Source organism: Streptomyces sp. NPDC046931 (genome assembly GCF_040644655.1).
GTDB lineage: Bacteria > Actinomycetota > Actinomycetes > Streptomycetales > Streptomycetaceae > Streptomyces.
Map to the genome: position 1 here is coordinate 350286 of NZ_JBEYWX010000001.1, position 21665 is coordinate 371950.

Below are 21665 nucleotides of genomic sequence, written 5' to 3' on the forward strand. Positions count from 1 at the left end.
ACTGTCCTGCGTCCGTATATCGGAATCGCGTCGGTCGAGTTGCCTGCGTGTTAACGCACTTCCTTCGCATTTGTATGTTTCATGCGGGCTCCTCACGGGGCTCACCCCCCGGCATCGGGGGCCGGCCGTGGGAATGTCCCGGCGTCGCCTCCTCCGGCGGCACCACCCGCTTCTCCTCCGCGAAGTGGCAGGCCGAGTCGTGTGCGGCCGGTCCTCCCTGCGCGCGGAAGCGTTCGGGGACCGCGAGCGGCGGCACCTCCAGGGCGCACCGCTCCCTGGCCTTCCAGCACCGGGTGCGGAACCGGCAGCCGGAGGGGACGTTTGCCGGGGACGGCACATCGCCGCTCAGGATGATCCGCTCCCGGCGCTCCCGTGCCTCCGGGTCGGGCACCGGCACCGCGGACAGCAGGGCCTGGGTGTAGGGGTGCGTGGGATGGTCGTAGATCTCCGCGTCCCGGCCGATCTCCACGATCCGTCCGAGGTACATCACCCCGACCCGGTCGGAGATGTGCCGCACGACCGACAGGTCGTGGGCGATGAACACGTACGACAGTCCGAACTCGCCCTGGAGCCGCGCCATCAGATTGACCACCTGCGCCTGGACGGACACGTCCAGCGCGGAGACCGGCTCGTCGGCGACGACGATCTCCGGGCGCAGCGCCAGCGCCCGCGCGATGCCGATGCGCTGGCGCTGGCCGCCGGAGAACTGGTGCGGGTAGCGGTTGACGTACTCGGGGTTGAGCCCGACCACGTCGAGCAGCTCCTGCACGCGCCGGCGACGGTCCCCCTTGGGCACGGCCTCGGGATGGATCTCGTACGGCTCCCCGATGATGTCGCCCACCGTCATACGGGGGTTGAGGGAGGTGTACGGGTCCTGGAAGACCATCTGGATGTTGCGCCGCACCGCCTTCAGGGCGCGCCCGGACAGCCTGGTGATGTCCTCCCCCTTGTACCGGATCGCCCCGGAGGTCGGCCGCTCCAGGGTGACCAGCAGCCTGGCGAGCGTCGACTTGCCGCAGCCGGACTCGCCGACGATGCCGAGGGTCTCGCCCCGGCCCAGGGTGAAGTCGACGCCGTCGACCGCCCGGACCGCGCCGATCTGCTTCTTGAGGAGGATCCCCCGGGTGAGCGGGTAGTACTTGACCAGCCCGCTGACCTCGAGGATCGGTTCAGGACCGGCCATGCAGGCACTCCCTCCAGAAGTGGCAGGCACTCCCGCGGTCCTCGGAGACCTCGTAGAGCGGCGGCACATCGGTGAGGCAGACGTCCCGGGCCATCGGGCATCGGGGGTGGAAGGCGCAGCCCGGCGGGATGTCCATGAGGTTCGGCGGCAGGCCCTTGATCGCGGACAGCTCCCGGCCCTTCCGGTCGAGCCGTGGGATGGAGTCGAGCAGGCCCCGGGTGTAGGGATGGGCGGGCGCCTTGTAGAGGTCGTGGACCGGGGCGGACTCGACGATCCGGCCCGCGTACATGACCGCGATGCGGTCGGCGACGTCCGCGACGACGCCGAGGTCGTGGGTGATGAGGACGAGTCCCATGCGGTATTCGCGCTGGAGCTCGGCGAGCAGGTCCATGACCTGGGCCTGGACGGTGACGTCGAGGGCGGTGGTGGGCTCGTCGGCGATGATCAGTGCCGGCTCGAGCGCCAGCGCCATGGCGATCATGATGCGCTGGCGCATACCGCCGGAGAACTGGTGCGGATAGTCGCGCACGCGCTGGGCGGCGGCCGGGATCCCTACCCTGTCCATCAGTTCGACGGCCCTGGCCCGGGCGTCCTTCCTCGACATCCCGCGGTGCACCACGAACATCTCGCCGAGCTGGTCGCCGACGGTGAGCACGGGATTGAGCGCGGACAGCGCGTCCTGGAAGATCATGGCCATCTCGGCGCCGCGGATCCTCCTGCGCTCCTCGTCCTTCAGGGTGAGCAGGTCCCGCCCCCGGAAGAGGACCCTGCCGCCGGTGATCCTGCCCGGCGGCACGTCGAGGATCCCCATGACGGCCTGCGCGGTGACGGACTTCCCGGAGCCGGACTCGCCGAGCACCGCGAGGGTCTCCCCCGCGTCCACGGCGTAGCTGACGCCGTTCACGGCCCGGGCGATTCCGTCCCGGGTCCGGAACTCCACGTGCAGGTCCCGCACGTCCAGCAGCATGACGACGGCTCACCTCAGCTTCGGGTCGAGGGCGTCGCGCACCGCGTCGCCGAGCATGATGAACGCGAGCACGGTGATCGCGAGGGCGCCGGAGGGCCACAGCAGCGCGTGCGGGGCGTTGCGGATGTACGGGGAGGCGGCGGAGATGTCGATCCCCCAGGAGACGCTGGGCGGCTTCAGCCCCACCCCGAGGTACGACAGGGTCGCCTCCAGCGCGATGTAGGTGCCGAGCGCGATGGTCGCCACGACGATCACCGGGGCGACCGCGTTGGGCGCGATGTGCCGCAGCAGGATGCGGGAGGGGGAGGCACCGAGGGCGCGGGCGGCCTGTACGTAGTCGTTCTGCCGGGCGGTGATGACCGAGCCGCGGGCGATACGGGAGATCTGGGGCCAGCCGAGCAGCACCATGAACCCGATGACCGGCCAGACCGTGTTGCTGGTCACGACCGAGAGGAGGACCAGGCCGCCGAGCACGACCGGGATCGCGAAGAAGATGTCGGTGGTGCGGGAGAGGATCGCGTCCCAGGCCCCGCCGAAGAACCCGGCGAGCCCGCCCAGGACCGAGCCGAGGACCGCGACGCCGAGGGTGGCGCAGACGCCGACCGTGACCGACGTTCGGGCGCCGTGGACGGTCCGGGTGTACACGTCGCAGCCCTGCCCGTCGAATCCGAACGGATGCCCGGGCTGCGAGCCCTCCTGAGCCCTGGACAGGTCGCATGCGAGGGGATCGCCGGGCGCGATCAGAGACGGCCGGAGCGAGATCAGCACGAGGAAGAGGATCACGAGCGCGGAGGCGATGAAGACCGGGTTCCGCCGCAGATCCCGCCAGGCGTCCGACCACAGGCTGCGCGGTCTGCCCGCCGGACCCGTGCCCCGCGGGCCGCCGGGTGTCCTCTCCAGGGTGCCGGCCTCACTCGCGGCGAGGTCCATCGCGCCTCCCATGCCGGTCCCCGCGATGGCACCCTCGGGCTGCTGCGGCTGCTGCTCAGGCATAGCGGATCCTCGGGTCGAGTACGGCGTAGAGGAGATCGACGAGCAGATTGGCCATCAGGAAGACCAGCACCAGCACGGTCACGAAGCCGACGACCGTCTGGGTGTTGTGCCGGAGGATCCCCTGGTACAGCTGGTATCCGACGCCGTGGATGTTGAAGATCCGCTCGGTGACGATGGCGCCTCCCATGAGGGCGCCGATGTCGGTGCCGATGAAGGTGACCACGGGGATCAGCGAGTTGCGCAGCAGATGCCGGAGGATCACCCGCCGGCGCGGCAGGCCTTTCGCCACGGCCGTGCGGACGTAGTCGGACCGCCTGTTCTCGGCGATGGAGGTCCGGGTCAGCCGGGTGACGTAGGCGAGTGAGACGGAGGCGAGAACGAGACCGGGCACGATCAGCTCGCCGAGGGCGGCCTGGTAGGAGACCGACGGCCGGACCCAGCCCCACTGGACGCCGAGCAGCAGCTGGAGCAGCAGACCGGTGACGAAGGTCGGCACCGAGATCACGACGAGGGTGAGCAGCAGGACCGATGTGTCGACGGGCCGCCCGCGGCGCATGCCGGTGATCACGCCGAGCGCGATCCCGATGACGATCTCGAAGAGGATCGCGACCACGGTCAGCCGGACGGTCACCGGGAAGGCGGTCCCCATGAGCTCGGTGACCGGCTGTCCGTTGAAGGCGGTGCCGAAGTCGCCGGTGAAGACGTTGCCCATGTAGGTCGCGTACTGCTGCCACACGGGCTTGTCGAGGCCGAACTCCCGGCGCAGCTGGGCCGCCGTGGCCGGGTCGCACTGCCGTTCGCCGCACAGGCCCGCGATGGGGTCGCCCATCACGTTCACCATCAGGAAGATCAGCAGGGTGGCGCCGAGGAAGACCGGGATCATCTGCAACAGACGCCGGATGACGTAGCGTCCCATGGGGCCTCCGGGGGTTGGGCGTGGCCGTGGGGCTCAGCCGACCTTGATCTCGTTGTAGACGGGGACGCTGAACGGGTTGAGCGCCACATGGGTCAGGCGCTGCGCATAGCCGGCGCTGCCGTTCTGGTACCAGAGCGGGATGGCGGCCATGTTGTCCCGTACGACCTCCTCGGCCGCCTGGAACAGCCTCACGGCCCGTGCCGTGTCCGACTCCGCGTTCGCCTGATCGACGAGCCGGTCGAAGTCCTTGTCGGACCACTTGCCGTCGTTGGAGGAGGCGCCCGTGTAGTAGAGCGGTTGCAGGAAGTTCTGGATGAGCGGGTAGTCCATCTGCCACCCGGCCCGGAACGGGCCCGGCATCTTGTGCCGGCCGATCTGGTTGCGGAAGTCGGCGAAGGTCCCGACCGGGTTGCCGACGCACGCCTTGTCGTTGCCGAGGGCACGGTTGATGGAGTTGCACACGGCGTCCACCCACTCCCGGTGGGAGCCCGCGTCCGCGTTGTACGCGATCCTGACCTGGCCGCCGGGCAGCCCGCCGCCCTCCTGGACGAGCTTCCTGGCGCGGACCGGGTCGTAGGTGCAGGCACTGGCGCACAGCCCCGCCTGGAAGCCGCCGTCGGCGCCGAGCACCGGGGAGGTCCAGTCGCTCGCCGGGGTGCGGGTGTCATGGAAGATCCGGTGGGTGATCTGGTCCCGGTTGATCGCCATGGACAGACCCGTGCGGACCTTCTCCATGCCCGGCTTGTTCCACTGCGGGTCGTAGAACGGGAAGGCGAGGGTCTGGATGATCCCGGCCGGGGCGTTGATGTACCGGCCGTCGAGGTCCGCATTTACGTTCTTGAGCTGAGCGGCGGGCACGTCGTCGACGAGGTCGAGGTTGCCGGACAGCAGATCGGTGTAGGCGGTGTTGCCGTCGGTGTAGACCTGTAGGTCCACTCCGTTGTTCTGCGCCTTGTCCGGGCCGGAATAGCCGTCCCACCTCCTCAGGGACATCATGAAGCCCCTGATGTAGGACTTGACCAGGTACGGCCCGTTGCCGACGGGCTTCTTCAGCCAGTCGCCGTGGTGGTCGAAGAACGCCCGGGGCAGCGGGGCGAACGCCACATAGCCGAGGGTGTCCGGGAACGTCGAGAACTTCTGGCGGAGCCTGACGGTGAAGGTGCGGGGGCCGGTCACCCTGAGTCCGGAAAGGGTGTCGGCGCTCTGGGTGCCGGTCTCGGGGTGCACCTTGTCGTAGCCGTCGATGTATCCGAAGAAGTACGCGTTCTTCTGGTTGTTCCTCAGGCCGGCGCCGTAGTTCCAGGCGTCGACGAAGGACCTGGCGGTGACGGGCTCGCCGTCGCTGAACGTCCATCCGTCCTTGACGGTGACGGTGAAGTTCTGCGAGTCGGTGGTCTCGATCTTCTCGGCGAGCATGTTCTCGGCCGCGCCGGTTCTCGGGTTGTAGCGCTTGAGCCCGCGGAAGAGCATGTCGAGGACCTTGCCGCCCTGGACCTCGTTGGTGTTGGCCGGCTCCAGCGGATTCGGCGGGTCACTCCACGACGAGCTGAGCACCCCGGGGGCGGTTCCCCCGCCGCCCCCACCGCAGGCGGCCGCCGAGAGGGCTGCCGCCATCGCGGCCGCCACCCATCGGGCGTGCCGGGCTCCACGCATGGGGTGCCTCCTTGTGAACCCTTCCGACCGGCGCTGTGCCGCCGGCGTCGGAGCACGGATCCACTATCGGCCAGTATCGGCTCATAACGGACAAGGCACGCAGTCCCCCTGCCCGTCCCGGGACCGCCCATCCCCCGTCTGGCGGGATCCGCTCGCAGCCCACGGCTCCCAGGTCCGGCCCCGACGGCGCCGCCGCCTCCCCGCTGCTCACCGAACGAAGCTCAAGCGTCACTCAAATAGCTTCCACAGCAGTCGAGTTGGCTGGAATGATCTGTCGTGTATCGATCAAGGGGCCGGACAGGAACGCCGGACCGCCCCTCCTTCCACCCGAAAGGTGATCATGAAGCGTGCCATGAGTGCGGTCCTGTCGACCGCGCTGCTCAGCGCCGGCGCCGTGGCGGTGGCCGCTCCCACGGCTTCCGCGGGCGTCAGGTGCGACGACACCCCCATCTACAGCATCGGCGACAAGAAGACGGTCTGGGTGCCGACCAATGTGCACAGCGACTGGGCGAGACCCGGCGTGACCATCAGCTACGCCAAGAACAAGACGGGCAGCTGGTCGGCCACGGGTACGGTGCAGCTCGGCACCGAGGCCGGGGTCATCTTCGCCAAGGCCTCGACCTCGTTCAGCGTCTCGGTGGGCAAGACCTGGTCCAAGTCCGACACGTGGACCTACTCGGCCAAGGTCGAGAGGAAGAGCGGCAAGACCAAGGGCCGCCTCATGATGTACCACGAGGCCAAGGGCTTCAGCGTCACCAAGTACCACCTGGAGCCCAACGGCAGGCAGCAGTGCGTGAAGCACAGGGTGTGGAAGAAGACGGGCATCGTGGCGCCGGCCAAGCGCAACAACAACCTGTGGGGCATCCAGTACGGATGATCCACGGCCGGAAGGACGAGACGTCCGTCCGCCCCCTTGAGGCCCCTTGAGGGAACCGCTGCGCACGGGAGGGCAGCCGTTCCCCGCTCGCCCCGCTGGACTCGTCCGGCGGGGCGTTGTGCTGCTCCGGGGCCGGCGCGGCACGGGCCGATCCTCCGTCAGGTCTCCACCAGGGAGACTTCACCGGTGTGGACCAATGGCTGAACTGGTGTGCGTCAACCCGGCTTTTGCGCAGGCCAGAAGGGGTGTACGCGCCGTTGACGCGTGCAGACGGCCGCTGATAGACACACCTTCACCCCGCCTGCGCCCCGGGTACCGATCAAGCAGTCCAGCAATCGTCCTGCACGAGCGATGACGCGAGGTCGATCGATGAGCACGCAAGACCAGCACGGCAGAAGACACCCTCGCCCGGACAGAACGCGGCTCCGCACACCCCGGCTCCTGGCCGCCGGCCTGACGCTCGCGACGGCTCTCGCGGCCTCACTCGCCCCCGCGCCCCAGCGGGCCGAGGCGAAGGAGAAGAGGGTCCTCACCGTGGCGGTCGCCCAGAGCGTCGACTCGCTGAGTCCGTTCCTCGCGACCCGCCTGGTCAGTACGAGCATCCACCGGCTGATGTACGAGTACCTGACCGACTACGACCCCCGGGACGCCCATGTCGCCCCGGGCCTGGCCACCGCCTGGAAGCCGTCGCCGGACAAGCTGACCTGGACGTACACCATCCGCTCCGACGCGAAGTGGTCGGACGGCAGGCAGGTCACCGCCGAGGACGCGGCCTGGACCTTTCAGAAGATGATGACCGACCAGGGAGCCGCCACCGCCAATGGCAGCTTCGTCGCGAACTTCAGAAGGGTCACGGCGCCGAGCCCCACCAAGCTGGTCGTCGAGCTGAAGAAGCCCCAGGCCACGATGACGGCGCTCGACGTACCGATCGTGCCCAAGCACGTCTGGGACAAGGTCGGGGACTTCTCCAGGTTCAACAACGACAAGAGCTTTCCCGTCGTCGGCGACGGGCCGTTCGTGCTCACCGGCTACAAGCCCGACAGCTATGTGCGCCTCGAGCCCAACAAGACGTTCTGGCGCGGCACTCCGAAGTTCGACGAGCTGGTCTTCAAGTACTACAAAGACGGTGACGCGGCGGTCGCGGCCCTCCAGAAGGGCGAGGTGTCCTTCGTCAGCGGCCTGACGCCCGCGCAGACCGCCGCACTCCGCGGGCAGAAGGACATCAAGGTGAACGAGGCGCCGGGCCGGCGCTTCTACGCGCTGGCCACCAACCCGGGGGCGCGGGCGCGAAACGGCCGGAAGTTCGGCGACGGACACCCCTCACTGCTGGACGAGCGCGTGCGGCACGCCCTGTTCACGGCGGTCGACCGCAGGACACTCATCGACAGGGTCTTCCAGGGCCACGCGGTCCAGGGTGACGGGTACATCCCGCCGCGCTTCTCGGCGTACTTCTGGAAGCCGGCGGCGGACCAGGAACTCTCCTACGACCCGGCACGGGCCGCCCGGCTCCTCGACGAGGCGGGCTACCGGAAGAACGACGGCGGCAAGCGCGTGGGCAAGGACGGCAGACCGATCACCTACCGCGTTCTGTGCCACGCCACCGACCCGAACGACAAGGCGGTCGGCCAGTACCTCAAGGAGTGGTGGGGCAAGCTGGGCATCGGGGTGACGCTCGACTGCCTCGACAACGTGACCGACCCCTGGCTAGCCGGCCGATACGACCTCGCCTTCGACGGCTGGTCCGTCAACCCCGACCCGGACTTCGTCCTCTCCATCCACACGTGCGCCGCGCTTCCCGCCACCCCGAAGGACACCGGCGCGACCGACAACTTCATCTGCGACAGGAAGTACGACGAGCTGTACGCACGGCAGCTCGCGGAGTACGACCCCGCCGAGCGGGCGGACATCGTCCGGCAGATGGAGTCGCGGCTGTACGACCTCGGGTACATGAACGTCATGGCGTATCCGAACGCGATGGAGGCCTACCGCACGGACCAGATCAAGTCGATCACCACCATGCCGGAGAAGAGCGGCAACATCTACGGCCAGGACGGCTACTGGAGCTGGTGGTCGGCGGTTCCGGCCGATACCGGGACGTCGTCCGGCGGCGGCTCGGCCGGCATCGTGATAGGGGTCGGTGCGGGGTTCGTGCTGCTCGCCGGCGCCGGGGCGTTCCTCGCGATGCGCCGCCGAGCCACTTCCGAGGACCGCGAGTAGCCCATGAACCGACCAACCCCACCGGCCCCTGACCGGGCAGGGTCCTCATGACCGCCGACGCGGCGTCCGCGCCGGCCGCGAGGCCGGACGCCCCGCCCACCGCCGAGCCGTCGGACCGCGGCCCGCGGACCCGCGGCGGAACCGCCTATCTGCGCTATGCGGCGGGGAAGGCGGGCGGCGCCGTCGTCTCCCTGCTGGCCGTCCTCGTCACCAGCTTCTTCCTGTTCCGGCTGATCCCCGGGGACCCGGTCAAGTTCATGACGGGCGGCCGGCCGGTGTCGGCGGAGCAACTGGCGGCCTACCGCCGCGAGTTCGGTCTCGATCTGCCTCTGTGGCGGCAGTTCACCGACTACTGCGGCAAGGCGCTCACCGGGGACCTCGGCACCTCGTACCAGTTCCGGGCACCCGTCGTCGACAAGATCACCGATGCGCTGCCGAACACCCTGCTGCTCACCGGCACCGCGTTCGTCCTGTACACCGCCCTCGGCATCCTCCTCGGCACACGATCCGCGTGGCGCCACGGGCGCATGGGCGACCGGCTGAACACCGGACTGGCGCTCACCCTCTACTCGGTCCCGTCGTTCTGGCTGGGTCTGCTGCTCATCATCGTGTTCTCGGTGGGCGCGGGACCGGTCCCCGGCCTCTTCCCCACGGGGGGCATGGAATCGGGCGGCGAGGAGGGACTCGCGTACGTCGTCGACGTCGCGCACCACCTCGTCCTGCCGGTGATCACGCTGGTCGCGGTGGAGTACGGGCAGACGCTGCTGGTCACCCGCTCGGCACTGCTCGACGAGATGGGCAGCGACTACCTGACCACCGCACGCGCCAAGGGTCTCAGAGACGACCTGGTCAGACGCAGGCACGCGGTGCCCAACGCGCTGCTCCCGACCGTGACGCTGATCTTCGTCAACCTCGGCCGGACCGTCGCGGGTGTGATCCTCGTGGAGACCGTGTTCTCCTGGCCGGGCCTCGGCGGGCTGTTCTACCAGGCGCTGAGCGTGCCCGACCTCCCCCTGGTCCAGGGGCTCTTCCTCGTCTTCGCCGCGGCGGTGATCGTGATGAACACACTGGCCGATCTCGTCTATCCACTGCTCGACCCCCGGGTGGGCCGATGACGACCGAAACCGCTCCCCCGACGCCTCAGGCCGGTCCCCGGGCGCTCGCCTGGCAGCGCCGCCGTCACTCCGCCGGCCGGTTCTGGAAGCAGTACCGCAGCCGCCGTGCCGGTCTCCTCGGACTGGCCACACTGGTTCTCTTCGCCCTCGTCGCGGTGACCGCACCGCTGACGGTCGGCTCGGACGTGTCCAGCGTGACGGCCGCACCGGGCCGGCCGCTGGAGGGGCCGAGCGGGGAACTCCCTCTCGGCGCCGACCGGTTCGGACGCGATCTGCTGGGCCTGCTGGTGTGGGGGGCGCGGGTGTCGCTGCTGGTCGGACTGCTGGCGGCGGTGCTGTCCGTGGCCATCGGCACGCTGGTCGGGGTCACGGCCGGGCACTTCCGGGGCACGTACGCCACCGTGATGATGCGCATCACGGACTGGTTCCTGGTGATGCCGACGCTGGTCCTCGCCATCGCGCTCGCCACCGTCATGTCCCGCTCCCTCGGCACGGTGATCCTGGCGATCGGCGTGACCTCCTGGCCGACCACGGCCCGGCTGGTGCGGGCGCAGACCCTGGCGGTGGAGTCCCGGCCGTACATCGAGCGTGCCAGGGCGCTCGGCGGCGGCCACCGGCACATCATGCTCCGGCATGTGCTGCCCAACGTCATGCCGCTGGTGCTGGCACAGACGACGCTGATGATCTCCTCGTCGATTCTGGCCGAGGCCACTCTCGCCTTTCTCGGCCTGGGCGACCCCACGGTCGTGTCATGGGGCGGTCTGCTCCAGGACGCACGGGAGGCGGGCGCGGTCAGCTCCGGGGACTGGTGGTACCTGGTGCCGCCGGGTGTCGCCATCGCCGTGGTCGCCCTGGCGTTCACGCTGTGCGGCCGCGCGGTGGAGTCCGTTCTCAACCCCAGGCTGGGGGTGGCGCGTTGACCCTGCTGGAGGTCCGGAACCTCGAGGTGACCTACCCGGGCGGCGCGGCCGCGGTGCGCGGCGTGGACCTCTCGCTGGACGCGGGCCGCAAACTCGGCATCGCGGGCGAGTCGGGCTGCGGCAAGTCCACGGTGGCGCTCGCGCTGCTCAGACTGCTGCCGTCCGGGACCCGGATCGCCGGGGAGGTCCTGCTGAACGGCGAGGACGTGCTGACCATGCGGTGGGGGCGGGTGCGGGCGGTCCGCTGGGCGGGCGCCTCGATCGTCTTCCAGGGCGCGATGCACTCGCTCAACGCCGTGCACCGTATCGGTGACCAGATCGCCGAGCCGATCCTGCTGCACCGCAGGGCGACCGCGGCCGCGGCCAGGAGGCGGGCCGGTGAGCTGCTGGAGCAGGTCGGACTGCCGGCCGCGCGGGCGACGGCGTACCCGCATGAACTGTCGGGCGGTCAGCGCCAACGGGTCATGATCGCCATGGCCCTGGCCTGTGATCCCCGGCTGGTCGTGGCCGATGAGCCGACCACGGCCCTGGACGTGATGGTTCAGGCACAGATCCTGCGGCTGATCGGGGACCTCGTCGCCGAGCAGGACCTGGGCCTGATCATGATCAGTCACGACCTGGCCGTGCTCGCCGACACCTGCGACCGGCTCGCGGTGATGTACGCGGGCCGCGTGGCCGAGGAGGGGGCCGCCAGGGCGGTCTACGAGGACGCCCGCCACCCTTACGGCAAGGCCCTGTCGGCCGCGTTCCCGCGCATCGGCGACCCGGCCTCCCGGTTCGCCCCGCGCGGACTGGCCGGCGACCCTCCGGACCCGTCCGCCGTGCCCTCCGGCTGCGCCTTCCACCCGCGCTGTCCGGTGGCACTGGACCTGTGCGCCACACAGGACCAGGCGCTGCGGGACCTGGGGCAGGGACGGCGGGCGGCCTGTGTGCACGTGGAGGACGCGGTCTCCGGCGCGGCCGCCGCGGCAAAGGACACGAGGAGCACGGCATGACGACACCCCCGCCCCTGCTCAGCGCACGGGGGCTGCATGTGGCCTTTCCCGGGCGGCACGGCGGTGCGCCGAGCCGGGCCGTGGACGGCGTGGAACTCGACATCCGGGCCGGGGAGATCGTGGCGCTCGTCGGCGAGTCCGGCTGCGGCAAGACGACCCTGGCCCGTGCGCTGCTGGGCCTGGTGCGGCCGACCGCGGGGCACGTCGGCTTCGGCGGCAGGCCGCTGGAGTACACCTCGCGGTTCCTGAAGACCTACCGCAGGCGCGTCCAGCTGGTGCTCCAGGATCCGAGCGGATCGCTCAACCCCCGGCACACGGTGTACGACGCGGTGGCCGAGGGGCCCCGGATCCACGGGTACGCGGGGGACGAGCGGGCGGCGGTCGGCGAGGCCCTGTCCAAGGCGGGCCTTCGACCGCCCGAGCGGTTCTTCCTGCGCTATCCGCACGAGTTGTCGGGAGGCCAGCGTCAGCGCGTGGTGATCGCGGGGGCGCTCGTCCTGGAGCCCGAACTCATCGTGGCCGACGAGCCGGTGGCCTCGCTCGACGCCTCCGTGCGCGGTGAGATTCTCGCGTTGCTCCTTCGCCTGCGGACCGAGTTGGGCCTGGCCGCACTGGTGGTGACCCACGACCTGGGCCTGGCCTGGAACATCGCCGACCGGGTCGCCGTGATGTACCTGGGGCGGATCGTGGAGACGGGCGCCGTCGAACAGGTGCTGACGGCACCCCGGCACCCGTACACCCGGGCCCTGCTCTCCGTCCTGCCGGAGACGCCGGGCGAACCGGTGGTGCTCACCGGCGAGCCCCCGGATCCGTCCCGCATTCCCGCCGGCTGTCGCTTCCACGCCCGCTGTCAGGTCCTGGCGAGCGGCGAGGCGGAGCGGGCGGGTGTCGCCGGCGCGTGCCGGAGCGAGGACCTCGAGGTACTCGGCGGCGGCACCGGGGAACAGGTGGCGTGCCACTGGGCCGGAGCCCAGGTGGTCACCTGACCTGCCGTACGGGCCGGCCGTCATCCGGCGCCGGCCGCTGCGCCGGACAGCCGGGCCGGCCCCGAAAAAGCCGGTTCCCGGCACCTCGAAAGATGCCGGGAACCGAGCGGTGCAGGGGAGCCGTCACGCCGCGTGCACGACGTCCTTCTCCTCGGCGAAGTGGCAGGCCGACTCGTGGGCCGCCGGGGAGTCCGAGCCCTTGAAGCGCTCGGGGATCGCGAGGAGCGGGATCTCCTCGGCGCACTTGTCCTGGGCCTTCCAGCAGCGGGTGCGGAAACGGCAGCCAGAGGGCGGGTTGGCCGGGGACGGCACGTCGCCGGTGAGGATGATCCGCTCGCGGTGCTCGCGGGCATCCGGGTCCGGCACCGGGACCGCCGACAGCAGCGCCTGGGTGTAGGGGTGCGTCGGGTGGTCGTAGATCTGCTCGTCCGTGCCGATCTCGGCCATCTTGCCGAGGTACATCACGCCGACCCGGTCGGAGATGTGACGGACGATCGACAGGTCGTGGGCGATGAAGATGTACGACAGGTTGAACTCGTCCTGGAGCCGCTCCATCAGGTTGATCACCTGCGCCTGGACCGACACGTCCAGCGCGGAGACGGGCTCGTCGCAGATGATGACCTCGGGGTTGAGCGCGAGGCCGCGGGCGATGCCGATGCGCTGGCGCTGACCGCCGGAGAACTGGTGCGGGTAGCGGTTGATGTACTCCGGGTTGAGGCCGACGACGTCCAGCAGCTCCTGCACCTTGCGGCGCCGGTCGCCCTTCGGGGCCGCCTCGGGGTGGATGTCGAAGGGCTCACCGATGATGTCGCCCACCGTCATGCGGGGGTTGAGCGACGTGTACGGGTCCTGGAAGATCATCTGGATGTTGCGGCGGACCGCCTTCAGGGCACGCCCGGACAGCCTGGTGATGTCCTGGCCCTTGTAGAAGATCTCGCCGGCCGTGGCCCGCTCCAGGTTCATCAGGAGCTTGGCCACCGTGGACTTGCCGCAGCCGGACTCGCCCACGATGCCCAGGGTCTCGCCCTGGTACAGGTCGAAGGAGATACCGTCGACGGCCTTCACCGCGCCGATCTGGCGCTTGACCACGATGCCCTGCGTCAGCGGGAAGTGCTTGACGAGGTTGCGCACCTGGAGGATCGGCTCGCCCCGGTCGACGTGCGCGTCCAGGGCGGCGACCGCCTCCTCCTCGGAGTGCACGTCGGCGAGCTCCACGTCGGAGACGTTCGGCGTCGCGTCCGTCGGCTCGTCGGCCTTGGTCAGCTCAGCCATGGATCGTCTCCTTCCAGAAGTGGCACGCGCTGGCGCGGCCCGGCAGTTCGGTTCCGTCCCGCTCGGTCACCGGGACCAGCGGCGGAAGCTCGGTGCGGCAGATGTCCTGCGCCTTCTCGCAGCGCGGGTTGAAGGCGCAACCGCTCGGCACCTTCAGCAGGTTGGGCGGCAGCCCCTTGATCGCGTAGAGGTCCTGGCCCTTCTGGTCCAGGCGCGGGATCGAGTCGAGCAGACCGCGGGTGTAGGGATGGGCCGGACGCTTGTACAGCTCGTGCACCGGCGCCGTCTCCACGATGCGGCCCGCGTACATCACCGCGATCTTGTCGGCGACGTCCGCGACGACGCCGAGGTCGTGGGTGATGAGGATCAGACCCATCTGGTACTCGCGCTGGAGTTCCGCGAGCAGGTCCATCACCTGGGCCTGCACCGTCACGTCGAGAGCCGTGGTGGGCTCGTCGGCGATGATCAGGTCCGGCTCCAGGGCGAGCGCCATGGCGATCATGATGCGCTGGCGCATACCGCCGGAGAACTGGTGCGGGTAGTCGTTCACACGGGCGGCGGCGGCCGGGATCTTCACCCGGTCCATCAGCTCGATCGCCTTGGCCTTGGCCTCCTTGCGGGACAGCCCCTGGTGGACGCGGAACATCTCACCGAGCTGGAAGCCCACGCTGAGCACCGGGTTGAGCGAGGACAGCGCGTCCTGGAAGATCATCGCGATCCGCGCGCCGCGCAGCTTGCGCCGCTCCTCGCCGGACATCTTCAGCATGTCCCGGCCGTGGAAGAGGATCTCCCCCTGCGGGATGCGGGCCGGTGGCATGTCGAGGATGCCCATGATCGCCTGCGCGGTCACGGACTTGCCTGAGCCGGACTCACCGAGCACGGCGAGCGTCTCGCCGGAGTCCACCGAGTAGTTGACGCCGTTGACGGCCTTGACCAGGCCCTCTCGGGTCTGGAACTCGACGTGCAGGTCACGCACCTCGAGCAGCGGGCCGGTCTTGTCGGCGTCGCCGGATCGCGGAGCCGGGACGGCGTCCGTCGGGTCGATGATGGTCACGTACGCCTCCCTCAGCGCATCTTCGGGTCGAAGGCGTCGCGGACGACGTCGCCGAGCATGATGAACGCCAGCACGGTGAGGCTCAGGGCGCCGGCCGGGAAGAGCAGCGCGTGCGGCGAGGTCAGGAATCGGTCCTGGGCGTCACTGATCATCAGACCCCAGGAGATGTTCGGGTACTGGATACCGATGCCCAGGTAGGACAGAGCGGCCTCGGCGGCGATGTAGACACCGAGGTTCATCGTGGTGATGACGATGACGGGGGCGAGCGTGTTCGGCAGGATGTGCCGGAACGCGATCCGTCCCGAGCCCGCGCCGAGCGCCCGGGCGGCCATCACGTAGTCGTTGTACTTGTTCGAGATGACCTCGCCGCGCATGATCCGGAAGACCTGCGGCCAGCCGAGGATCGCCATGATGAACGACACCGACCAGACGTCACCGGTGTGCCAGATCGACATGATCAGCAGACCGCCGATGATGAGCGGCAGCGCCGAGAAGACCTCGGTGATCCGGGACAGCAGCGCGTCGAGCCAGCCGCCGACCAGACCGGCCAGCATGCCCAGCAGGCCGCCGATCAGGGTGGTGGCGATGGTGGTCACCACACCCACGACGATCGAGTTGCGCGTGCCGTACACGGTCCGCGTGTAGATGTCGCAGCCCTGCACGTCGAAGCCGAACAGGTGCCCGGAGGACGGCCCGTTCATGGAGTTCTGGAGCTGGCAGAAGCCGTCCGAGAACGGGGAGCGCGACGTGAACAGGCTGGGCGCGATCGCCAGCGCGAGCAGGCAGACGATGACGAGGGCGGTCACCAGGAACATGGGCCGCTTGCGCAGGTCCGCCCAGCCGTCCTTGAGCAGGCTCGCCTGCCGGGCCGCCGCCTTCTCCTCGGCCTCGATCTCCTTGGCGAGGGCGGCCTCGTCGGTGGTGGGCCTCTCTATCGTCTTCTCACTCATAACGGATCCTCGGGTCGAGCACGGCGTACATCAGGTCTACGAGGAGGTTGGCGACCAGGTAGATCAGCACCAGCAGGGTCACCAGACCGACCACGACGGGCCGCTCGCGCAGATAGACCGACTGGGCCAACTGGCCACCGATACCCGGCATGTTGAACACGCGCTCGGTAATGATCGCGCCACCCATGAGGGCGCCAAGATCGAAGCCGAGGAAGGTGACGACCGGGATCAGGGAGTTGCGCATGGCGTGCAGGCCGATGACCCGGCGCCGCGGCAGACCCTTGGCGATGGCCGTGCGCACGTAGTCGGCCCGGATCGACTCCGTCAGGCTCGACCGGACGAGCCGCGCGATGTACGCCATGGAGGTCGAGGCGAGCACGACCGCCGGAAGGACGTAGCTCTGCGGCCAGCCCTTTTCGATGCCGGAGATCGGCGTGATCTTCATGTTCATGCCGAATTCCAGCTGGAACACGCTACCGAGCACGAAGACCGGGATCGAGATCAGCACGAGGGTGGCGACCAGCACCACGTTGTCGAGGAACTTGCCCCGCTTCAGCGCGGAGAGGATGCCCGCCAGGATGCCGATGACGGCCTCGACGGCGAAGGACGTCAGGCCGAGCTTCAGCGTGACGGGGAACCGCTGGGAGACGATGTCCGAGATGGCACGGCCGTTGTACGTCTCACCGAGGTCACCGGTGAAGACGCCGCTGATGTAGTGCCAGTACTGCTGATACAGCGGCTCGTTGAGGTGGTAGTGGTCGCGGAGGATCGCCGCGATGTTCGGGTCGGCGCGCTTGTCGCCGGCCAGCGCCTGGATCGGGTCGCCGGGCAGCGCGAAGACCAGGCAGAAGATGATGAACGTGACGCCTATCACCACAGGGATCACCTGCAGGAGGCGGCGCACGACGTATCGGCCCATGGGTACTCCAGAGGGGGGTGCTGGACCCGTCCGCGGCCGGGGCGGCGGCACGGTCGGACGGGAGACGGCAGAAGGGGTGAGCAGGGGAAGGATGGTCCGTCCTCCCCCTGCTCACCCTGTTCCGCTGAGTGTCGGAACTACTCAGGGCATGCTCAGCTGAGCTTGACCGTTTCCCACAGGATCAGGTGGTTACCGGCGACCTTCATGGACTTGATCTTCTCGCTGTAACCGGAGTTCAGCGTGTAGAAGTACACCGGGATGTACGGCATGTCCTTGAGCAGAACGTCGTCCGCCTGCTGGTAGGTCTTGACCGCGTCCTCGTGCGTCGGGGCCTTGTCGCCGTCGACGAGCAGCTTCTCGAACTTGTCGTTGACGTAACCGGAGTAGTTCGAGCCGTTGGCGATGGCGTCCTTCGAGAACACCGGGCGGAGGTAGTCCTCCATGTCCGGGTAGTCCATGCTCCAGGCCATCCGGAAGGAGCCCTGGTACTTCTTGGCGTCCAGGTCGTTGAGGATGGTCTGGAACTGCTCGAACGGCTTGGCCGTCACCTTCAGGCCCAGGTTCTGCTGGAGCTGGTTGGCGACCGCCTCGACCCACTCCTTGTGGCCGCCGTCCGCGTTGTAGCCGATCTCCAGCGTGTTGCCGGGCAGCCCGCCGCTCTTCTTGTAGAGCTCCTTGGCCTTGGCCACGTTCAGGGTGCAGGCGTCACCGCACGCGCCCTTGCGGTAGCCGTCGACGATGGGGCTGATGTAGTCGTCCGCCGGCGTACGGGCGCCGAGGAAGACCTTCTCGGCGATCGTCTTCCGGTCGATGGCCATGGAGATGGACTTGCGGAGGTCCGCGTTCTGGAAGGCCTTGTTGTACTTGATCGGGAAGCCGATGTAGCCGACGGCCGAGTCGGGCTGGTCGATCGTGCGGCCCGGCAGGTCCTTCTTGTACGTCGGCAGGCCCGAGTTCGGGACGACGAGCTGGATGTCCAGGTTGCCGGCGACGAGGTCCTTGTAGGACGTGTCGAGGTTCGAGTAGATCTTGAAGTCGACGCCCTTGGCCTCGATCTGCGAGGCGTCCGGGTACTTGTCGTACTTCGTGGTGTTGATGGCCTCGTTGTGCTTGAACTTGCCCTGGATCTTGAAGGGGCCGTTGCCGATCGGGGCCTCGCCGAAGCCCTTCGGGTCCTTGAAGAACGCCTTGGGCAGCGGCACGAACGACGTGAACGACAGCTGCGCCGGGAACGCCGCGAACGGGCCGGTCAGGGTGACCTGGAGGGTGTCGTCGCCGACGGCCTTCAGACCCGACATCTTGTCGGTCTTGGGCTTCTTGCCCTCGCCCGGGTTCAGGTCGCTGTAGCCCTGGATGTGGCTGAACAGCGGGTTGGTCTGCTGGGCGTTGGTCTGGTTGGCGCCGTAGTTCCAGGCGTCGATGAAGGACTGGGCCGTGACCTTCTCACCGTTGTGGAACGTGTAGCCCGGCTTCAGCTTGATCGTCCAGACCTTGTTGTCCTTGGTCTCGATCGACTGCGCCATGGCGTTGACGACCTTGTCGTTGGCGTCAAGCTTGGTCAGACCCGTGAAGAGGGCGTTGATGACCTGGCCGCCCTCGGTCTCGTACGTGTTGGTGGGAACCAGGCTGTTCTGCGGTTCACCGATCTCCACCGACACGACGCCGTTGCCCTTGCCACTGCCCGAGCTGCCGTTGTCTCCGCCACCGCCACAGGCCGTCGCGCCCAGCGCCACAACCGCGGCTATCGCAACCCACTTGGCGCTCTTGGCACCACGCATGGGGCTCCTCCTCATGAGTCCAATGGTTCACCGCACAGAGGAGCACAAGACACATCACCGTCATCGGTGCCTGAAAATGTCAGGTGCTCCCCGCCGCTCGTGAGTCGGCGCCGCCTGCAGCGCGTGACCCGTTCGTCCGAGCTCTACGCGCCTAACTATCTGCCAAAGGCAGATGTCGAACCACACTCCTAAGGTCTCGGTTCGATCACACCTGTCGCGTACATCTTCCAAAATCCGGACAAACGGTTTGCTGAAAGATCACTGCGAAACGGACTTGTTACACATCTATCGGCTTGGAGTGTCCGCATTCCGGACACTGACCGGAGAAAATCGCTTGAGATCATGGTCCCCCCTGTGCGGCGGGTGTAATCACGCCACCGGCACGGACCGCGCAGCACACCGGCGGTCTCACCGGGCAGCGGGCACGCTGCCGGGCCGCCGCCTTTCCGGTGGGCCCCTGGCCAGGCAAGAAGCGCACGGCGCAGGCGGAAGCACACTAGTGCGGATCTTTCGTTTTGCGCCTCGGCCGGCCGAGGATGCAGGGTTTTCCCTATATCTCTGACTCATTCCGGTGGGACCGTCGCGTGACACACGGCTGTTTCTCGCCAGACCGCACCAGGATGCGAACCTCCGGCGCACGGCCGGCTTCCGCCTGTCCGGTGATCAGCCGGCCCGTGATCAGCCGGCCCGTGATCAGCCCGATGCGGGATGCCCGGCCGCCGGGAGTACCACGCCCAAGGGTGACCCTCGTCACTGCGCCCGCCCACCCCGCTCCTGCGCAGGGCCCGTACCACCCTCCTTCGGCCGGGGCCCCGTACCATGGGGTGAGGCCGTGGCATGTTCAGCCCGGCAGGGCCCGCGTAACAGAGATGTACGCGCAGGCCGTCCTCACCACTCCGGGAGTACTGCGCAATATGGCCACGCGCCACGACATCCGCAACGTCGCCATCGTCGCCCACGTCGACCACGGGAAGACGACCATCGTCGACGGCATGCTGAAGCAGGCCGGTGCCTTCGCCGCCCACCAGCTCGAGCAGGTCGACGACCGCGTCATGGACTCCAACGACCTGGAGCGTGAGAAGGGCATCACGATCCTCGCCAAGAACACGGCGGTGAAGTACCACCCCAAGGACGGCGGGGACCCCATCACGATCAACATCATCGACACCCCCGGCCACGCCGACTTCGGCGGCGAGGTCGAGCGCGGCCTGTCGATGGTCGACGGTGTCGTGCTGCTCGTCGACGCGTCCGAGGGCCCGCTGCCGCAGACCCGCTTCGTGCTGCGCAAGGCGCTCCAGGCCCGGCTGCCGGTCATCCTGTGCATCAACAAGACGGACCGCCCCGACGCCCGTATCGACGAGGTCGTGAACGAGGCGTACGACCTCTTCCTCGACCTCGACGCCGACGAGGACCAGATCGAGTTCCCGATCGTCTACGCGTGCGGCCGTGACGGCATCGCCTCCCTCACCAAGCCTCAGGACGGCACGGTCCCGGCCGACAGCGACAGCCTGGAGCCGTTCTTCTCCACGATCCTGGAGCACATCCCGGCCCCGACCTACGACGAAGAGGCCCCGCTCCAGGCTCACGTCACCAACCTGGACGCCGACAACTTCCTCGGCCGTATCGCGCTGCTCCGCGTCGAGCAGGGCGAGCTGCGCAAGGGCCAGACCGTCGCCTGGATCAAGCGCGACGGAACGACCAGCAACGTGCGTATCAGCGAGCTGATGATGACGGAGGCCCTCACCCGCAAGCCCGCCGAGGTGGCGGGCCCGGGTGACATCTGTGCCGTCGCCGGTATCCCCGAGATCATGATCGGTGAGACCCTGGCCGACCCGGAGAACCCGGTCGCGCTGCCGCTGATCACGGTGGACGAGCCCGCGATCTCCATGGTCATCGGTACCAACACCTCGCCGCTGGTCGGCAGGGGCGGCACCGGCAAGGGCGCCAACGCCAAGGCCACGGTCAAGGACCGCAAGGTCACCGCCCGTCAGGTCAAGGACCGCCTCGACCGCGAGATGATCGGTAACGTCTCCCTGCGGGTCCTGGACACCGAGCGGCCCGACGCCTGGGAGGTGCAGGGCCGCGGTGAGCTGGCGCTGGCCATCCTGGTGGAGACCATGCGCCGCGAGGGCTACGAGCTGACGGTCGGCAAGCCGCAGGTGGTCACCAAGGAGATCGACGGCAAGGTCCACGAGCCGGTCGAGCGCATGACGATCGACGTGCCCGAGGAGCACATGGGCGCCGTCACGCAGCTCATGGGCGTCCGCAAGGGCCGGATGGACAACATGTCCAACCACGGCTCCGGCTGGGTCCGCATGGAGTTCGTCGTGCCGTCGCGCGGTCTGATCGGCTTCCGTACGGAGTTCCTGACCGGCACCCGTGGCACGGGTATCGCCCACTCCATCCACGAGGGTCACGAGCCCTGGTTCGGCCCGCTCCAGACCCGGAACAACGGCTCCCTGGTGGCCGACCGCACCGGCAGTGTCACCGCGTTCGCGATGACCAACCTCCAGGAGCGCGGTGTGCTCTTCGTGGAGCCGGGCACCGAGGTGTACGAGGGCATGATCGTCGGCGAGAACTCCCGCTCCGACGACATGGACGTCAACATCACCAAGGAGAAGAAGCTCACCAACATCCGGTCCGCCACGGCCGACATCGCCGAGTCGATCGTGCCGCCGCGCAAGCTGTCGCTCGAGCAGTCCCTGGAGTTCTGCCGCGACGACGAGTGCGTCGAGGTGACGCCGGAGGCCGTCCGCATCCGCAAGGTCGTCCTCGACCAGCGTGAGCGCGCCCGCGCCGCAAGCCGCGCCAAGCACAGCTGACAGCTGACAGCTGACAGCTGACAGCGACACACTCCGCCGGTGTGTCCC

General features: G+C 68.7%; 17 protein-coding genes. 7 read left to right on the top strand and 10 right to left on the bottom strand.

What is annotated here, in order from left to right:
• Positions 1-79: 79 nt before the first annotated feature.
• From ABZ876_RS01585 to ABZ876_RS01605, 5 genes are read right to left on the bottom strand one after another with little or no spacing between them, the layout of a single operon-like run.
• On the bottom strand, positions 80-1183 hold the full coding sequence (locus ABZ876_RS01585; protein ID WP_361772616.1) for a dipeptide ABC transporter ATP-binding protein: 1104 nt from the start codon (positions 1181-1183) through the stop codon (positions 80-82).
• Entirely contained in the window at positions 1170-2150 is a 981-nt protein-coding gene (locus tag ABZ876_RS01590; protein WP_361772618.1) for an ABC transporter ATP-binding protein, read from the bottom strand. Before ABZ876_RS01590 ends, ABZ876_RS01585 begins: the two co-directional genes overlap by 14 nt.
• 9 nt (positions 2151-2159) lie before the next feature.
• A complete protein-coding gene (locus ABZ876_RS01595) occupies positions 2160-3143 on the bottom strand; it encodes an ABC transporter permease (RefSeq protein WP_361772620.1) in 984 nt (327 codons plus the stop codon).
• A complete protein-coding gene (locus tag ABZ876_RS01600; protein WP_361772622.1) occupies positions 3136-4059 on the bottom strand; it encodes an ABC transporter permease in 924 nt (307 codons plus the stop codon). Before ABZ876_RS01600 ends, ABZ876_RS01595 begins: the two co-directional genes overlap by 8 nt.
• A 33-nt stretch (positions 4060-4092) precedes the next feature.
• The gene (locus tag ABZ876_RS01605; protein WP_361772624.1) at positions 4093-5712 is read right to left on the bottom strand and encodes an ABC transporter substrate-binding protein; all 1620 of its coding nucleotides are present in this window, start codon (positions 5710-5712) and stop codon (positions 4093-4095) included.
• A 340-nt stretch (positions 5713-6052) separates the two neighbouring features.
• Between ABZ876_RS01605 and ABZ876_RS01610 the strand changes: the two genes are divergently transcribed.
• The 6 genes from ABZ876_RS01610 (at position 6053) to ABZ876_RS01635 (ending at position 12822) form a co-directional block, all read left to right on the top strand.
• The gene (locus ABZ876_RS01610; RefSeq protein WP_361772626.1) at positions 6053-6589 is read left to right on the top strand and encodes a hypothetical protein; all 537 of its coding nucleotides are present in this window, start codon (positions 6053-6055) and stop codon (positions 6587-6589) included.
• Between the two features lie 369 nt (positions 6590-6958).
• The gene (locus ABZ876_RS01615; RefSeq protein ID WP_361772628.1) at positions 6959-8806 is read left to right on the top strand and encodes an ABC transporter substrate-binding protein; all 1848 of its coding nucleotides are present in this window, start codon (positions 6959-6961) and stop codon (positions 8804-8806) included.
• 47 nt (positions 8807-8853) lie between these two features.
• A complete protein-coding gene (locus ABZ876_RS01620) occupies positions 8854-9921 on the top strand; it encodes an ABC transporter permease (RefSeq protein WP_361772630.1) in 1068 nt (355 codons plus the stop codon).
• Positions 9918-10841: an ABC transporter permease gene (locus ABZ876_RS01625; protein WP_361772632.1), complete on the top strand. Its 924-nt coding sequence runs from the start codon at positions 9918-9920 to the stop codon at positions 10839-10841. The genes ABZ876_RS01620 and ABZ876_RS01625 overlap by 4 nt, the downstream gene beginning before the upstream one ends.
• A complete protein-coding gene (locus ABZ876_RS01630) occupies positions 10838-11836 on the top strand; it encodes an ABC transporter ATP-binding protein (RefSeq protein ID WP_361772634.1) in 999 nt (332 codons plus the stop codon). The genes ABZ876_RS01625 and ABZ876_RS01630 overlap by 4 nt, the downstream gene beginning before the upstream one ends.
• Positions 11833-12822, top strand: a complete 990-nt coding sequence (locus tag ABZ876_RS01635) for an ABC transporter ATP-binding protein (RefSeq protein ID WP_361772636.1) — start codon at positions 11833-11835, stop codon at positions 12820-12822. The genes ABZ876_RS01630 and ABZ876_RS01635 overlap by 4 nt, the downstream gene beginning before the upstream one ends.
• Positions 12823-12945: 123 nt before the next feature.
• On the opposite strand, the gene ABZ876_RS01640 is transcribed toward ABZ876_RS01635, so the two are convergent.
• The 5 genes from ABZ876_RS01640 to ABZ876_RS01660 all read right to left on the bottom strand — a co-directional run bounded on the left by ABZ876_RS01640 (position 12946) and on the right by ABZ876_RS01660 (position 18795).
• Positions 12946-14094, bottom strand: coding sequence for a dipeptide ABC transporter ATP-binding protein (locus tag ABZ876_RS01640; protein WP_361772637.1), 1149 nt, complete (start codon positions 14092-14094; stop codon positions 12946-12948).
• Positions 14087-15148, bottom strand: coding sequence for an ABC transporter ATP-binding protein (locus ABZ876_RS01645; RefSeq protein ID WP_361772639.1), 1062 nt, complete (start codon positions 15146-15148; stop codon positions 14087-14089). The genes ABZ876_RS01640 and ABZ876_RS01645 overlap by 8 nt, the downstream gene beginning before the upstream one ends.
• A gap of 11 nt (positions 15149-15159) precedes the next feature.
• Positions 15160-16098: an ABC transporter permease gene (locus tag ABZ876_RS01650; RefSeq protein ID WP_361772641.1), complete on the bottom strand. Its 939-nt coding sequence runs from the start codon at positions 16096-16098 to the stop codon at positions 15160-15162.
• The gene (locus ABZ876_RS01655) at positions 16091-17017 is read right to left on the bottom strand and encodes an ABC transporter permease (RefSeq protein ID WP_361772643.1); all 927 of its coding nucleotides are present in this window, start codon (positions 17015-17017) and stop codon (positions 16091-16093) included. The genes ABZ876_RS01650 and ABZ876_RS01655 overlap by 8 nt, the downstream gene beginning before the upstream one ends.
• A gap of 152 nt (positions 17018-17169) precedes the next feature.
• Positions 17170-18795, bottom strand: a complete 1626-nt coding sequence (locus ABZ876_RS01660; protein WP_361772645.1) for an ABC transporter substrate-binding protein — start codon at positions 18793-18795, stop codon at positions 17170-17172.
• A gap of 914 nt (positions 18796-19709) precedes the next feature.
• On the opposite strand from ABZ876_RS01660, the gene typA reads away from it, so the two are divergent.
• Positions 19710-21617: a translational GTPase TypA gene (gene typA, locus ABZ876_RS01665; RefSeq protein WP_361773867.1), complete on the top strand. Its 1908-nt coding sequence runs from the start codon at positions 19710-19712 to the stop codon at positions 21615-21617.
• The last annotated feature ends 48 nt before the right edge of the window (positions 21618-21665 follow it).

Coding starts and splice junctions, on each gene's coding strand:
- ABZ876_RS01590 (WP_361772618.1), bottom strand. CDS start 2,150: ATGCTGCTGGACGTGCGGGACCTGCACGTGGAGTTCCGGACCCGGGAC.
- ABZ876_RS01640 (WP_361772637.1), bottom strand. CDS start 14,094: ATGGCTGAGCTGACCAAGGCCGACGAGCCGACGGACGCGACGCCGAAC.
- ABZ876_RS01635 (WP_361772636.1), top strand. CDS start 11,833: ATGACGACACCCCCGCCCCTGCTCAGCGCACGGGGGCTGCATGTGGCC.
- ABZ876_RS01655 (WP_361772643.1), bottom strand. CDS start 17,017: ATGGGCCGATACGTCGTGCGCCGCCTCCTGCAGGTGATCCCTGTGGTG.
- ABZ876_RS01625 (WP_361772632.1), top strand. CDS start 9,918: ATGACGACCGAAACCGCTCCCCCGACGCCTCAGGCCGGTCCCCGGGCG.
- ABZ876_RS01660 (WP_361772645.1), bottom strand. CDS start 18,795: ATGCGTGGTGCCAAGAGCGCCAAGTGGGTTGCGATAGCCGCGGTTGTG.
- ABZ876_RS01610 (WP_361772626.1), top strand. CDS start 6,053: ATGAAGCGTGCCATGAGTGCGGTCCTGTCGACCGCGCTGCTCAGCGCC.
- ABZ876_RS01605 (WP_361772624.1), bottom strand. CDS start 5,712: ATGCGTGGAGCCCGGCACGCCCGATGGGTGGCGGCCGCGATGGCGGCA.
- ABZ876_RS01615 (WP_361772628.1), top strand. CDS start 6,959: ATGAGCACGCAAGACCAGCACGGCAGAAGACACCCTCGCCCGGACAGA.
- typA (WP_361773867.1), top strand. CDS start 19,710: ATGGCCACGCGCCACGACATCCGCAACGTCGCCATCGTCGCCCACGTC.
- ABZ876_RS01595 (WP_361772620.1), bottom strand. CDS start 3,143: ATGCCTGAGCAGCAGCCGCAGCAGCCCGAGGGTGCCATCGCGGGGACC.
- ABZ876_RS01600 (WP_361772622.1), bottom strand. CDS start 4,059: ATGGGACGCTACGTCATCCGGCGTCTGTTGCAGATGATCCCGGTCTTC.
- ABZ876_RS01585 (WP_361772616.1), bottom strand. CDS start 1,183: ATGGCCGGTCCTGAACCGATCCTCGAGGTCAGCGGGCTGGTCAAGTAC.
- ABZ876_RS01620 (WP_361772630.1), top strand. CDS start 8,854: ATGACCGCCGACGCGGCGTCCGCGCCGGCCGCGAGGCCGGACGCCCCG.
- ABZ876_RS01650 (WP_361772641.1), bottom strand. CDS start 16,098: ATGAGTGAGAAGACGATAGAGAGGCCCACCACCGACGAGGCCGCCCTC.